This is a genomic window from Corynebacterium sp. HMSC076D02 (assembly GCF_001813815.1).
GTDB lineage: Bacteria > Actinomycetota > Actinomycetes > Mycobacteriales > Mycobacteriaceae > Corynebacterium > Corynebacterium simulans.
Map to the genome: position 1 here is coordinate 54,566 of NZ_KV814071.1, position 13,765 is coordinate 68,330.

At 61.5% G+C, this 13,765-nt stretch carries 8 protein-coding genes and 1 pseudogene; 3 read left to right on the forward strand and 6 right to left on the reverse strand.

What is annotated here, in order from left to right; genetic code table 11:
* Positions 1–51: 51 nt before the first annotated feature.
* The 4 genes from kdpB to HMPREF2935_RS10105 all read right to left on the reverse strand — a co-directional run bounded on the left by kdpB (position 52) and on the right by HMPREF2935_RS10105 (position 4,609).
* Entirely contained in the window at positions 52–2,121 is a 2,070-nt protein-coding gene (kdpB, locus tag HMPREF2935_RS10090) for a potassium-transporting ATPase subunit KdpB (protein ID WP_070733058.1), read from the reverse strand.
* Positions 2,118–3,830 carry a potassium-transporting ATPase subunit KdpA gene (kdpA, locus tag HMPREF2935_RS10095; RefSeq protein WP_370450468.1) on the reverse strand — a complete coding sequence of 571 codons (1,713 nt, stop codon included), beginning with the start codon at positions 3,828–3,830 and terminating at the stop codon, positions 2,118–2,120. Before kdpA ends, kdpB begins: the two co-directional genes overlap by 4 nt.
* The gene (gene kdpF / locus HMPREF2935_RS10100) at positions 3,830–3,925 is read right to left on the reverse strand and encodes a K(+)-transporting ATPase subunit F (protein WP_039672809.1); all 96 of its coding nucleotides are present in this window, start codon (positions 3,923–3,925) and stop codon (positions 3,830–3,832) included. Before kdpF ends, kdpA begins: the two co-directional genes overlap by 1 nt.
* A 285-nt stretch (positions 3,926–4,210) precedes the next feature.
* Complete coding sequence (locus HMPREF2935_RS10105; RefSeq protein ID WP_049146687.1) at positions 4,211–4,609, reverse strand: PaaI family thioesterase; 399 nt, start codon at positions 4,607–4,609, stop codon at positions 4,211–4,213.
* A gap of 102 nt (positions 4,610–4,711) precedes the next feature.
* On the opposite strand from HMPREF2935_RS10105, the gene paaZ reads away from it, so the two are divergent.
* The 3 genes and pseudogenes from paaZ (at position 4,712) to HMPREF2935_RS10120 (ending at position 9,146) form a co-directional block, all read left to right on the forward strand.
* Positions 4,712–6,778, forward strand: coding sequence for a phenylacetic acid degradation bifunctional protein PaaZ (paaZ, locus tag HMPREF2935_RS10110; RefSeq protein ID WP_070733060.1), 2,067 nt, complete (start codon positions 4,712–4,714; stop codon positions 6,776–6,778).
* Positions 6,779–6,841: 63 nt separating this feature from the next.
* Positions 6,842–8,529: pseudogene (locus HMPREF2935_RS10115) on the forward strand (FAD-binding dehydrogenase).
* A gap of 11 nt (positions 8,530–8,540) precedes the next feature.
* Positions 8,541–9,146 (forward strand): hypothetical protein, encoded by a 606-nt coding sequence (locus HMPREF2935_RS10120; RefSeq protein WP_070733063.1) that lies wholly within the window; start codon positions 8,541–8,543, stop codon positions 9,144–9,146.
* Here HMPREF2935_RS10120 and HMPREF2935_RS10125 read toward each other — a convergent pair.
* Together HMPREF2935_RS10125 and leuS are read right to left on the reverse strand one after the other, a co-directional pair.
* Positions 9,143–10,957 carry a DUF2339 domain-containing protein gene (locus HMPREF2935_RS10125; RefSeq protein ID WP_070733065.1) on the reverse strand — a complete coding sequence of 605 codons (1,815 nt, stop codon included), beginning with the start codon at positions 10,955–10,957 and terminating at the stop codon, positions 9,143–9,145. The two genes, HMPREF2935_RS10120 and HMPREF2935_RS10125, sit on opposite strands and share 4 nt — an antisense overlap.
* 242 nt (positions 10,958–11,199) lie before the next feature.
* A partial coding sequence (leuS, locus tag HMPREF2935_RS10130; RefSeq protein WP_070733066.1) for a leucine--tRNA ligase occupies positions 11,200–13,765 on the reverse strand: 2,566 nt, incomplete at its 5' end.

Consider the following 13,765-nt stretch of genomic DNA (forward strand, 5'->3'; position numbering starts at 1 on the left):
ATTACGCAGATAAACACGCATTATTGCTTCCTTTTTCTTTGCAGGTTTTCTTTATAGGCCTGGAAGGAGGGAGACGACATGGTCGATAACCCAGATGCCGATGAAGGGGGTAATAACACCGCCGAGACCCCAGATGCCGAGGTTTCGACGCAACAGTGAGGACGCGGGGGCCGGCTTGTAGGACACACCCTTGAGCGCCAATGGGATGAGCGCGACGATGATGAGCGCGTTGAAGACAACTGCGGACACAATGGCGGACTCAGGGGAATGTAGGTGCATAACGTTGAGGCGCTCCAAGTGCGGCAACTGCGTAGAGAAAAGCGCCGGCAGGATGGCAAAGTACTTCGCCAGGTCATTGGCCAAGGAGAAGGTAGTCAACGCGCCGCGGGTGATAAGCAGCTGCTTGCCAATTCGGACGACATCGATGAGCTTTGTCGGGTCAGAATCCAAGTCCACCATGTTGGCAGCTTCCTTCGCCGCGGAGGTACCAGTGTTCATGGCCACGCCCACGTCCGCCTGGGCCAGCGCCGGGGCGTCGTTAGTACCGTCACCCGTCATGGCCACCATTCGGCCTTGTGCTTGCTCCTCACGGATGCGGGCGAGCTTGTCCTCTGGAGTAGCTTCGGCGATGTAATCATCGACGCCGGCTTCCTTGGCAATGGCTGCTGCGGTCAGCGGGTTGTCACCGGTCACCATGATGGTCTTGATACCCATCTGACGCAGTTCAGCGAAGCGCTCGGCCATGCCGGGCTTGACGACGTCACTCAGTTGCACCACCGCAATAACCGTGCGGCTGCCATCGGATTCTTCCACAGCGACAGGCAGCGGGGTGCCACCGTCTTGTGCAATCTGGGTTACGGAATCCTCGATCTCTTGCGGCCAGGTGCCACCTGCTTCAGTCACCCACTTGCGTACGGCATCGCCAGCGCCTTTGCGCAGCTTGCGGTGAGCCAGGTCGAGACCGGACATCCTCGTCGACGCGCTGAATGGAACGACCTCCGCACTCCGCGCTTCTGTATCTCCTTCGCTGGACAGGGAGTAGTTTTCAGTCAGCCAGGCCACGATGGAGCGACCTTCTGGGGTTTCATCCGCTAGGGAGGAAATGCGAGCAATCGCTGCAGCCTCGCGCTCGTCAACGCCCGAAGCCACAATCAGGCCGGTGGCCTGGCGGTTTCCGTAAGTGATGGTGCCTGTCTTGTCCATGAGGAGCGTGGCGACGTCACCAGCTGCCTCCACCGCACGGCCGGAGGTGGCCAGAACGTTGTGGCGAACGAGGCGGTTCATTCCGGCGATACCGACTGCCGAAAGTAGGGCGGCAATGGTGGTAGGGATTAGGCAGACCAACAGAGCGATAAGGGATAGTGGCGAAAGCTCCGCGCCGGTGAATAGACCCATCGGGGCAAGCGCAGCGACGGCGACGAGGAAGAGGATGGTCAGCGTGGAGAGCAGGATGCTCAGCGCAATCTCGTTCGGAGTCTTGCGGCGTTCCGCGCCCTCCACCAAGGCGATCATGGTGTCAACGAAGGTGGAGCCCGGTTCGGATGTGATTTTGACCTTGATGGAATCAGAGAGCACCACGGTGCCGCCGGTCACGGCACAGCGGTCACCGCCGGCCTCGCGGACCACAGGGGCCGACTCACCAGTAATAGCCGATTCATCTACGGTGGCAGCACCTTCGATGACGTCACCGTCACCCGGGATGGTCTCCCCTGCTTCCACACGCACGATGGCACCCTTGGTCAGCCCGGACGCGGGGACCACTTCAATGCCAGAGTCAGTAATGAGATTGGCGGTGGCATCATCGCGCACAGAGCGCAGACTGTCTGCCTGGGCCTTGCCACGGCCTTCGGCATAAGCCTCGGCGAAGGCGGCAAAGGCAATGGTGAACCACAGCCATACCGTCACAACCCATCCGTAAAAGCTGGGGTTGAGGATGGACCACACAGTGGTCAGTGCGGCGCCGACCCACACGACGAACATCACGGGGTTGCGTGCTTGGGCGAGCGGGGACATTTTGCTCGGCAGCGTTTTCAGCGCCGCAGCCGCGAGGCCGCTGTTCTTCTCCGGTGCGTTGCTATGAGGAGTCTTATCCGGCTCAGCGGTGATGGTGTGGGTTGTCATGATAGTGCCTCCGAAATGGGACCCAGGGTGAGGACGGGGAAGAAGGTGAGTGCTGCGACCAGCAGGATGACGCCGATGGTCAACAGGGAGAAGGTGACGCCGGACGTGGGCAAGCTGCCTGCGGTGGTGGCCTGGCGCTTCTGCCCTGCCAGGCTTCCGGCCAGGTATAGGGCGAAGACGATCGGCAGGAAGCGACCCAACAGCATGGCCAAGCCCAACGTGATCTGCCACCAGGGCTCAGTCACCGTCAGTCCAGCAAAGGCAGAACCGTTGTTATTCGCCGCCGAGGTAAAGGCGTAAAGAACTTCCGACAGGCTGTGGGCATTATCAGCCGTTCCCGGCGCACCGAAGTTGGTCGCTGAAGCTTCCACGAGCTTGCGCTGCGCCACGGAAGCGCCGACACCCACAAGAACCAGAACCGGCATGGTGAGGATGTACAGGCTGACCGCTGAAATTTCCTTGCGGCCAATCTTGTTGCCCATAAACTCCGGTGTGCGGCCCACTAGGAGGCCACCGATGAACACAGCGAGGATAGCCACAACCAACAAGCCATAGAGGCCAGTACCCACGCCGCCCGGCGCGATTTCACCCAGCAGCATGTTGAGGATGAGCAGACCACCGCCCAGTGGGGAATAGCTATCGTGCATAGAATCCACCGCACCAGTCGAGGTACCCGTGGTAGACACGGCGAACAGTGCTGAGGCATCAATGCCTAGTCGCTGTTCGATACCTTCCATGTTGGCGCCTGCCAACTGAGACGCACCGCCGACAAGGGTGTGCTGTGCCCAAGTCACCAGAACAACCATGACGGTCCACAAACCACCAGCCACGCTGAGCAGCGTCCACGCGTGCTTCTGCGACTTGAGCATCACACCATACGTGCGAATCATGCAGAAAGAGATGACAAGCAGAGAGAAGATCTCCACCAGGTTGGTAAAGCCGGTCGGGTTCTCAAACGGGTGCGCAGAGTTGGCACCGAAGATGCCACCGCCGTTGGTACCCAGGAGCTTAATGGCTTCCTGGCTGGCCACGGGAGCACGGGAAATATCTACACCGGACTCCGTAACCAGGTTCGAGCCAAAGGTTTGCATGGTTCCGCCGAGGACGAGCACGGTGGAGATGAATAGCGACAGGGGAAGCAGGATGCGGACGAGGCCGCGGGTGAGGTCCACCCAGAAGTTGCCGATGAGGTGCTGACCATTCTCGGTTGCCAACGTATCGCGGTCATAACCCAAGTGGCCGATGCCGCGGATCAAGGCAACAGCAACACACATGCCCACTGCGGCTGAGGCGAAGTTTTGCACGGTCAGGCCCAACATCTGGGAGGCGTTGGTCAGGGTATCTTCACCCGAGTAGGACTGCCAGTTGGTGTTGGAGGTGAAAGAAGCCGCGGTGTTGAAGGCCATCCACGGCTCCACTGCGTCTTCGCGGGCGTTGCCAAAGCTTGGCAACACTGCTTGGAGCCGCTGCACTGCGTAAAGGACGAGGACGGAGGCCAAGCTGAAGCCCAGCAGCGCACGAGTGTAGTTCTTGGCGTTATGGCCCCGGTTAGGGTCAATACGCAAAATTCTGTACACAAGGCGCTCGACAGCCCAGTCTTTTTCAGAGGTATATGTGCGGGCCATCCAATTGCCCAGCGGCACGTAGGCCGCCGCTAGAAGTGCAAGGAGGGCAAGATACTGCGGCGCCACCGCCGCAATGCTAGCGATCATGCGAAACGCTCCGGGTCAATAAGGGAAATGATGAGATAAGCCACGAGCGCGACAACAATGATGAGCCCGATGACTGCTGTGATGGTGTTCATGTTCTACGCGTCTCCGTCCATAAACTCGTTGATGGAGGAAGGACCGCTGAACGCAAGGACCACGATCACAATGACCAGAATGTCCAACATGTGGGAGAGACCCCCTTGGGTGAAAGCGATACTAGGTGTGCCCGGTGCCCCAAAGCACCAAGCGCCGGTGCATAGTGCACCTGCCGAGCACTGACGTTAGGCCCGTTCCCCCTGGGACCTACCGGTTATTTGCGGCTTCTTTACGCCTCTCTACCCCGATTTTTACGCTTTATTTACACCCGCCTTTACCCCCGCCTACTTAGGGTCAACGAGCGCGTTCGTGATGCGTGCCGTGCACAGCCTCCTCCCCTCCTCATCTGTAATGACGATCTCGTGGGAGCACAGCGTCTTGCCCAGTTTGATGGCGGTGGCCGTCGCCGTAACCAGACCCGAGCGCCCGGAAGCGTGGTGTGTCGCATTGATGTCCACGCCCACGGCGACCTTGCCCAGCGTCGAAGCATGAATCACCGCCGCCCAGCTGCCGACGGCCTCGGCGATGCAGGCCATGGCACCGCCGTGGAGCAGACCGAAGGATTGGGTATTGCCCTCCACCGGCATGGTTGCTACCACCCGTTTAGCCGACTCTTCCAGGATTTCGACACCCATCTTCTTGTCCAGCTCACCCAACTGAATCTTCCAAACCTCTGCGGCCATGCTGCACTCCTTACTTAACCCTAGAAATGTGACGCAGACTATACTAGCCTGTATTTACTGACCAACCGTTCGGAAACTAATGGAAAGGCCAATCTTTTCGCTATGACTGAAGCCCTCGTCCCCAGCTACCTCTCCGGCCAGTGGCTCACCCCGGACAATCCCTCGCGCGTTGCTGACGTGCACGATGCCTCAACTGGGGACGTTGTCGCCCTAGTAAGCGCCGAAGGCCTCGACATCGCCGGCGCCATCGACTACGCCCGTAGCATCGGGCGCGAGGGACTACAAAAGCTCACCTTCCACGAGCGCGCCCTCAAGCTCAAAGAACTCGCGATCTACCTCCAAGATCACCGCGAGGAACTCTACGAACTGGCCAACCAGGCCGGCGCCAACAAGCGCGATAATTTCGTCGATATCGACGGCGGTATTTCCACCATGTTCACCTTCTCCTCGAAGGGCCGCCGCGAGATGCCTAACTCCACCGTCATGCCGGACGGCGAGGCAGAGGTCTTCTCCAAGGACGGCTCCTTCATTGGCCGCCACATCTACACCTCCATCCCTGGCGTTGCGGTGCAGATCAACGCCTTCAACTTCCCCGTCTGGGGCATGCTGGAGAAGTTCGCCCCAGCCTTCATCGCGGGCGTGCCCTCGATTGTTAAGCCCGCCACGCCGACCGGCTACATCTCCGCAGCCTGCGTGCGCCTCATGATTGATTCCGGGATCCTGCCGGAAGGCAGCCTGCAGCTCATCTCCGGCTCCGCCCGTGACCTGTTGGATCACCTGGACTACCGCGACCACGTGGCCTTTACTGGCTCTGCCGATACTGCGAATACTCTGCGCGCACACCGCAACGTCATCGAGGGCGGTATCCAGTTCAGCGCGGAGGCTGACTCCCTCAACGCTGCCATTCTGGGTACCGATGTCACCGCGGACTCCCCGGAGTTCGAGGCCTTCGTCAAGGCAGTCTTCGGCGAGATGACCTCGAAGGCGGGTCAGAAGTGTACTGCCATCCGCCGCGCCATCGTCCCGCATGCGCTTGTCGACGCCACCATTGAAGCCCTCAGCGCACGCCTGCGCGACAAGGTCGTCGTGGGCGATCCGCGCGACGCCTCCGCCACCATGGGCCCGCTGGTCTCCGCAGATCAGAAGCAGGACGTCGCGAAGGCCGTCGAGAAGCTCAAGGCCGGCGGCGGCGAGGTAGTCTACGGCGGCGAGGAGGCCGAGGGCGCGTTCTTCAACCCCACTATCCTGCGCTTTGCCAATAACCGCACCCCAGCGGTCCACGACACCGAAGCCTTCGGCCCCGTCGTCTCCTTCCTGGGCTACGACTCCCCCGCCGAGGCCGTTGAGCTCGCCGCCCTGGGCTCTGGTTCGCTGGTTGCCTCCGTTATTACGCATGACCCGCAGCTGGCACGCGAGTACGCACTCGGCATTGCTGCCCACCACGGCCGCCTGCACTTCCTCGACCGCGATGATGCGAAGACGTCTACCGGCCACGGCTCTCCCCTGCCGCACCTAGTCCACGGCGGCCCCGGCCGCGCGGGCGGCGGCGAGGAGCTCGGCGGCGTGCGCGGCATCAAGCACTTCATGCAGCGCACCGCAATCCAGGGCACGCCTGATCACCTCACCGCCATTACCGGCCAGTGGCACCGTGGCGCGGCCGTTAACCGCGTGACCCGCGCCGATGTGGAGGCAGGCACCGGCACACATCCTTTCCGCAAGGATCTGGCAACGCTCAAGGTCGGCGATCAATTCGCTTCCGATCTGCGCAAGGTCACCTTGGAAGACATCACGGCCTTCGCCAATGAAACCGGCGATACTTTCTACGCCCACACCGACGAAGAGGCCGCCACCGCGAACCCGTTCTTCCCGCGCCGCGTAGCCCACGGCTACCTCCTGGTTTCCTGGGCCGCAGGCCTTTTCGTGGAGCCGGCGCCAGGTCCCGTTCTGGCGAACTACGGCTTGGAGAACCTGCGTTTTATCAACCCCGTCACCTACGACGATTCCATCCGCATCGAGCTCACCGCCAAGCGCATCACCCCGCGCGTGACCGACGATTATGGCGAGGTCTGTTGGGATGCTGCCCTCTACAACCAGCACGACGAGCTGGTTGCGTCCTACGACGTCCTGACCCTGGTGGAGAAGGTCGACACCATCTACGCGCAGCAGTAATACGAATAGGCGTCATTGCCGCCACGATTTAGCAGACTGCGTCACAGGTCACATTCCTGCCGTATGCTTTTGTGTATGAAAGAGAACTCAGTCATTATCGTCGGCACTGGGCTGGCAGGAATGGTCGCAGGTTACGAGGCCATCAAAGGCGGCAAGCACGTCATCTTCCTCGAGCAGGAAAACCGCAATAACCTAGGTGGACAGGCCTTTGGTCACTTGGCGGCCTGTTTTACGTCGGCTCCCCTGAACAAAAGCTCATGCGCGTGAAAGACTCCGAGGAGCTGGCCTGGCGCGACTGGGCCAACTCCGCCGACTACGACGAAGTCACCACCGAAGACTCCCACGACTACTGGCCTCGTAAGTGGGGCCGCGAGTACGTTCGCTTCGCCGCAAATGAAAAGCGTTCTTACCTCAAGAAGCTGGGACTTAACGTGCTGCCCACCATTGGCTGGGCAGAGCGCGGCTCGGGCGACGCCTCCGGGCACGGCAATTCAGTCCCCCGCTTCCATCTCACCTGGGGCACCGGTCCTGAGGTAGTCCGTGTCTTCCGTGAACCTCTTGAGAAGGCCGAGAAGGAAGGCAAGGTGGAATTCCACTTCCGCCACCGCGTGGACGAGCTCATCACCGAGGGGAACGGGAGCGCACGGCGCGTCGTCGGCGTGAAGGGCTCAGTCCTGGCGCCCACCGACCAGGTACGTGGTGAGGCGAGCGGAAGGGACGTCGTCAAGCAATTTGAGCTCCGTGGCCAGGCCGTGGTGATTGCCACCGGCGGCATCGGCGGAAACCTTGAGAAAGTGCGCACCATGTGGCCCACTGAGCGCTGGGGTAAATGCCCAGAGGAGCTGGTCAGAGGTGTTCCCGCGCATGTCGACGGCCGCGGAATCGACATCGCCAGCAAGGCCGGCGCCAACCTCGTCAACCAGGACCGCATGTGGGCCTACCCCGAGGGCATGAGCAACTGGGATTCCATCTGGCCAGAGCACGGCATCCGCATCATCCCAGGCCCATCCAGCCTGTGGCTCGACGCGGAAGGCAATCGCCTGCCCACCAACCTCTTCCCTGGTTCGGATAACCTCGCCGCACTGTCGCACATCACCAACACCGGACATGGCTACTCCTGGTTCGTGCTCAACCAGGAGATTGCGGACAAAGAGTTCATCTTCTCCGGCTCCGAGCAGAACCCCGATCTCACAGACAAGGAGTTCAAGAAGCTGGCCGGCAAGCTCGGCCCAGGCACCCATGTGGCCATCAAGGCTTTCATGGACAACGGCATCGACTGGGTTGTCGAAGATAACCTAGAAGACCTGGTCAAAGGCATGAATTCCATCAGTCCAGAGGGTTCACCCAAGATTGATGTGGACCAACTGCGCAAGATCATTGAGGATCGCGACGCGCAGCTCGACAACCCGTTCTCCAAGGACGCTCAGGTCAACTACATTCGCATCGCTCGCGGTTTCTTGGGCGACAAGTTGATTCGCTGCGCAGCCCCGCATCGCTTGCTCGACAAGGGCCCACTCATCGCAGTGCGCCTCAAGGTGCTCACCCGCAAAACGCTGGGCGGCATCGAAACCAACCTCGATGGCGCCTGCCTCAATCCCGACGGATCCGTCCTGACCGGCCTGTATGCCTGCGGCGAGGCGTCCGGCTTCGGCGGTGGTGGCATGCATGGCAAGAACGCGCTCGAGGGCACGTTCCTGGGCGGCTGCATCCATTCTGGCAAGCGCGTAGGCGAGGCTCTCGCGCGCAGCTAAGATGGCCCATCATGGACATCTTTTTGGAAACCGTCGACGAGCTCCACGAGGTCGCGCGCTCCCATGAGGACCCCGCGTTTGACGAGGTCCTCTATCACCGCGATCCTTCAGGCATCTGCATCACTGCGATGACCTACGAGGATGAGCAGACCGCCGTGGTCACCTTCCGCGGCCCGGCCCAGCAGGGCACCATCTACAGGGCCACGCCTTTCATCGCGGTGGTAGAAACTGCAGGTAAGCGCTTCGCCGCGCTTGTCGACGCCCCCTTTTCCCTCCCCGCCGGCAATCCTGCCGGTGGCGAGGCTTTGCAGGACACGCTGTACCCCGCACTCTTGGCCACGCACGTGGAATCCGCAGGTCACCACGCTATCGAGGACTTCGAGGCCCCCGACACGGAACGCTTCTACAGCAATTACAAGCCCAGCATGCTGACCCCTCGGGTGCGGGTGACTGGCGCGGTGCGGGGCGTCCAGGAGCATATTCACGAGCTCACCGAAAATGAATTCTGGGTGGGCCAAGTGGCCGGGTTTGCGGTGGTCTTCGAGGAAGAACCGCCCGCACACGCGGCAATCGACGCCGTGGCGGTCTGCGCTACTCCTTTCTGGGACGAGGCCTAGACCTGTTCGCGGCGCGGCTTGTCGACGCCGCGCCGACGCACCGCGATGGTCAGCAAGATAATGCCGCTGAGCAGGAATGCGAGCGCGCGGAAGATACCGCTTGTGGCCGCGAGATCGAAGAAGGTCAGCTTGGCCACCGCCACAATGGCAAGCAGCACGCCGATGGCGGTAAAACGCTCGTCCGCGGCAAGAAGCAGGCGGGCAGCAAGGACCATCCACGCCACAGAAACCAGAGCGTGCGAAGCCAGGTAGGCAGTCTTGAGGCCCGCGGCTCCCGCCACGATGGCGGCTGCCGAGGCAATTGTGCCTACCGTGGCAAGAAGACTGAGCAGGAGTACAAAGAGCAGCAGTGCGGCTGCGACTCCGCGGCGCGCGTAGTGGGGGATACGCTGGCGCAACAGGTAGCCCGCGATGAGGGCCACGGTGAGGACGATGCCCTCGGCAAGTGGCTCCATGCCAGCGAGGGTAGGCGGATCAAAGAGCACACCGCCAAGAAGCGGGGAGAGGACTATGAGCGAACCCAGGAACCAGGCGGTCAGGACGAAAGCATTGCCCATCGCGTGGAAGAGCAGTACAAATGCTGCGAAGAAGAGCCCGCTTAGGACAAACGTCAGGACTACAGCCATGGTCCCTGTGGGGGCTGTGCCAGTCCAGCCCGCCATGGTGTCCAGCATGACCAGGGCATAGACCACAGGGATAGCACCAAGTGCGCAATCCCTGATGACGGAGTTGCCAAGCCAGGCGATACCCACGATGACAGCCAGGGCAGCAACGGCCATCCACTCGGCGAGGATGGTGTCCGCGCGAAGGAGGGCAGTGACCAGCAGGAATCCCGGGGCGAGCAGCCCCAAGAACGCGAAGCCAAATTCCGCCTTGGCGGTGGGGAAGTAGACCACTATAGCCACAGCCGCGATGGCGAGGAGGCTGCACGCGATGGCGATCCACAACGAGGGCAGACTGAAGGGGGTGCTGCGGACGGCGACTTCCACCACGACCACGGCAAGCCCGACGCCGGCAATAGCGCGCAGCACCTCGGCCATGCGCTCACTGCGGCACAAGACGCTGTAGGCGGCGGTAACCAACGGGATCACGACAACGAGCATGGCACCGCCGACGTGCGCGGGTGCCACTGCGCTGGGGTAGGAGAGTGCGGCGATGCCTGCGCCTGCGGCCATCCACTCTTGTGTGAATGAGCCCTGACGGAAACGGTGGGCATAACCCACGAATCCGCCGTAAATGAGCGCCATGAGCACCGCGCCCAGCCACACCGGCCACCACCCGAGCCACGTGACCACCAGGAACGTCGTGGCCAGCGCCGCAAATAGGGAAGTGGCCACCAAGGCAGTAACACCCGCCGGGGCGGCTTTGTTGCGGAACCACCAGCCCGCGCCGAGCAGCGCAGCAGCAACGATATAGGCCAGAACGACGCGGCCCACCGGCCCCAGCAGGCCCGCCTGAATGGCAAGTCCCACAAGGAAGGCCACGCCCGCCAGGGTGATGACGGTGCCACCAATAGCAACCGCACTGATGAGCGTCTTCTCGCGGTCCCGCGGGGTACGCGGCCGCGGGGCCTGCCGCGGGTAGGGAGGCGGTGCCGCGTGCGGCTGGGGCTGCGCCGCCGGTTGCGCTTGCTGCTGCACTGGAGGTGGCGCAGGGGCCTGCTGGGGTGGGGTGGAAATTGGCTGCACCTCGGGCACGCCGGCCGTCTGACGTTCGAAATCGCGGAGGCTGGCGCGGGCGTCGCTAAGTGCTTGCTCGGCAATGTCGAGCCGGCGCAAAGCGTCCCTGAGCAGCTCTTGGTTTGGATTCATGCTTTATGATTTACCGCGAAACCCCCGTGTCTACTAGCGCACGTAGTATTTCGTTATGCCTTTGAAACCTTTCATCGGCTGGGATATCACCCAATGGCGCGAACATGCCCTGCGGCATGGCCCCGAAACTGGAAAGGACCACCTGTGAGCGTGCAGCTCGTGGCCTCGACAAGCAGCACAAATAGGGGAGAGGGCCTGCCCCTTGATGTGGCGCAGGCCCTCTGTTTGTGATGATTTAGCGCTTACTTAACCACCAGGTTGACCATGCGGCCAGGGACGTAGATCTTCTTGACCACGTTCTTGCCCTCGGTCAGCTCGACGATGCGGGCGTCGCCAAGCGCGGCGGAAACCACGGTGTCCTCGTCGGCATCGGCAGGCACGTTGACGCGAGCCTTGACCTTGCCGTTGATCTGGACTGGAATCTCAATCTCGTCATCTACCAGGTACTTCTCCTCGAAGGTGGGGAAGGAGGAGTAGGTGATGGTCTCGGTGTGGCCGAAGCGCTTCCACAGCTCCTCCGCGATGTGCGGAGCAATCGGGGAGACCAACTGCGCAATCGGCTCAACCGCAGCACGCGGAGCGCCTTCGGCAGAGTTGCCGTAGGTGCGCGTCAGGTAGTTGACGTACTCGATGAGCTTAGCCACCACGGTGTTCAGACGCAGGTTCTCGTAATCATCACGCACACCGGCGATGGAGCGGTGCAGGGCCTTGAGATCATCCTCGGTGAGCTCGGCGTCGCTAGTAGCAAGCTCTCCGGTCGTCTCGTCTACAGCCAGACGCCACAGACGCTGCAGGAAGCGCTGGGAACCGACGACGTCCTTGGTTGCCCACGGGCGGGAGGTATCCAGCGGACCCATGGACATCTCATAAACGCGCAGGGTATCGGCACCGTAGTCGCGGCAGATGTCATCCGGAGCCACGGCATTCTTCAGGGACTTGCCCATCTTGCCGTACTCCTGGTTGACCTCTTCACCGTTGTAGTAGAACTTGCCGTCCTTTTCCTCCACCTCGGCAGCCGGGACGTAAACGCCACGGGAATCGGTGTAGGCATAGGCCTGGATGTAGCCCTGGTTGAACAGGCGGCGGTACGGCTCCTTGGAGGAAACGTGGCCGAGGTCGAAGAGGACCTTGTGCCAGAAACGGGCGTAGAGCAGGTGCAACACCGCGTGCTCGACGCCGCCGACGTAGAGGTCAACTCCTCCTGGATCTTCGGGACCGAAGTCCGCAGGACGAGGTCCCGTCCAGTAACGCTCGTTCTCCAAGCTGCAGAATTCCTCCGAATTCTGCGGGTCGATGTAGCGCAGCTGGTACCAGGAAGAACCTGCCCACTGCGGCATGACGTTGGTATCTCGATAATACGTCTGGGTGCCCTGGCCGAGGTCGAGTTCCACCTCAACCCATTCACGGGCCTTGGCCAACGGCGGCTGCGGGGAGGAATCGGAATCGTCTGGGTCGAAGGAGACCGGCTTGTAGTCTTCTACCTCCGGCAGTTCGACCGGCAGCATGGACTCTGGCAGCGGGTGAGCCTGGCCTTCAGCGTCATAGACGATGGGGAAGGGCTCGCCCCAGTAACGCTGGCGTGCAAACAGCCAGTCGCGTAGCTTGTACTGGATCTTTTCGCGGCCGATGCCCTGCTCCTCCAGCCACGGGATGATGGCCGCGATTGCCTCTTCCTTGGACTTGCCGTTCAGGTCGATGGATTCGTTAGCGGAGTTAACGGCCTTGCCGGACTCAGTAAACGCTTCCTTGCTGATGTCACCACCAGAGACAACCTCCGTAATTGGCAGGCCAAATTCGGTGGCGAACTCATAGTCACGCGTATCGTGCGCCGGCACCGCCATGATGGCGCCGGTGCCGTAGCCGGTCAGAACATAGTCAGCAATAAAGATCGGAACCTGCTTGCCGTTGACCGGGTTAACAGCATAGGAGCCCAGGAAGACGCCGGTCTTTTCCTTGTTCTCTTGGCGCTCCAGGTCAGACTTTGCGGCGATGGACTCACGGTAGGCCTCCACGGCCTCCTTCGGATCATCGTGGCCAAAGGTCCAGCGGCTGTCGACGTCGTCGTCATACGGGACGGGGGAGAGCAGGGCGTCGACAAGCTCGTGCTCTGGAGCCAGCACCACGTACTCAGCGCCGAACAGGGTGTCAGGGCGAGTGGTGAAGACGGTGATCTTGTGGCCCTCAGCGGTGAAGTCCACCTCGGCGCCGCGGGAGCGACCAATCCAATTGCGCTGCATGGACTTGACCTTCTCCGGCCAATCCAGAAGCTCCAGATCGTCCAGCAGACGATCGGAGTAAGCGGTAATGCGCATCATCCACTGAGACAGGTTCTTGCGGAAGACCGGGAAGTTGCCGCGTTCGGACTTACCCTCTGCCGTGACCTCCTCGTTTGCCAGCACGGTACCCAGGCCAGGGCACCAGTTGACGGTGGAGTTAGACAGGTAGACCAAACGGAACTCGTCCAGGGCTGCGGCCTGTTCGGCTGCAGTCAGATCGGAGTAGTAACGGCCATCCTTGGTCTTGCGCTTGCCTACCTCGAGCTCCTTTACCAGCTCAGCGATTGGGCGCGCCTTCTGCTGCTCCTCGTCGAACCAGGAGTTGTAAATCTGCAGGAAGATCCACTGAGTCCACTTATAAAACTCTGGGTCCGTCGACGCCACGGAGCGGCGCGGATCGTGACCCAAGCCCAGCAGGCCCAGCTGGCGGCGCATGTTCTCGATGTTGGCCATCGTGGTGGTGCGCGGGTGGGTTCCGGTCTGGATGGCGTACTGCTCGGCCGGCAAGCCAAAGGCGTCATAACCCAGGGTG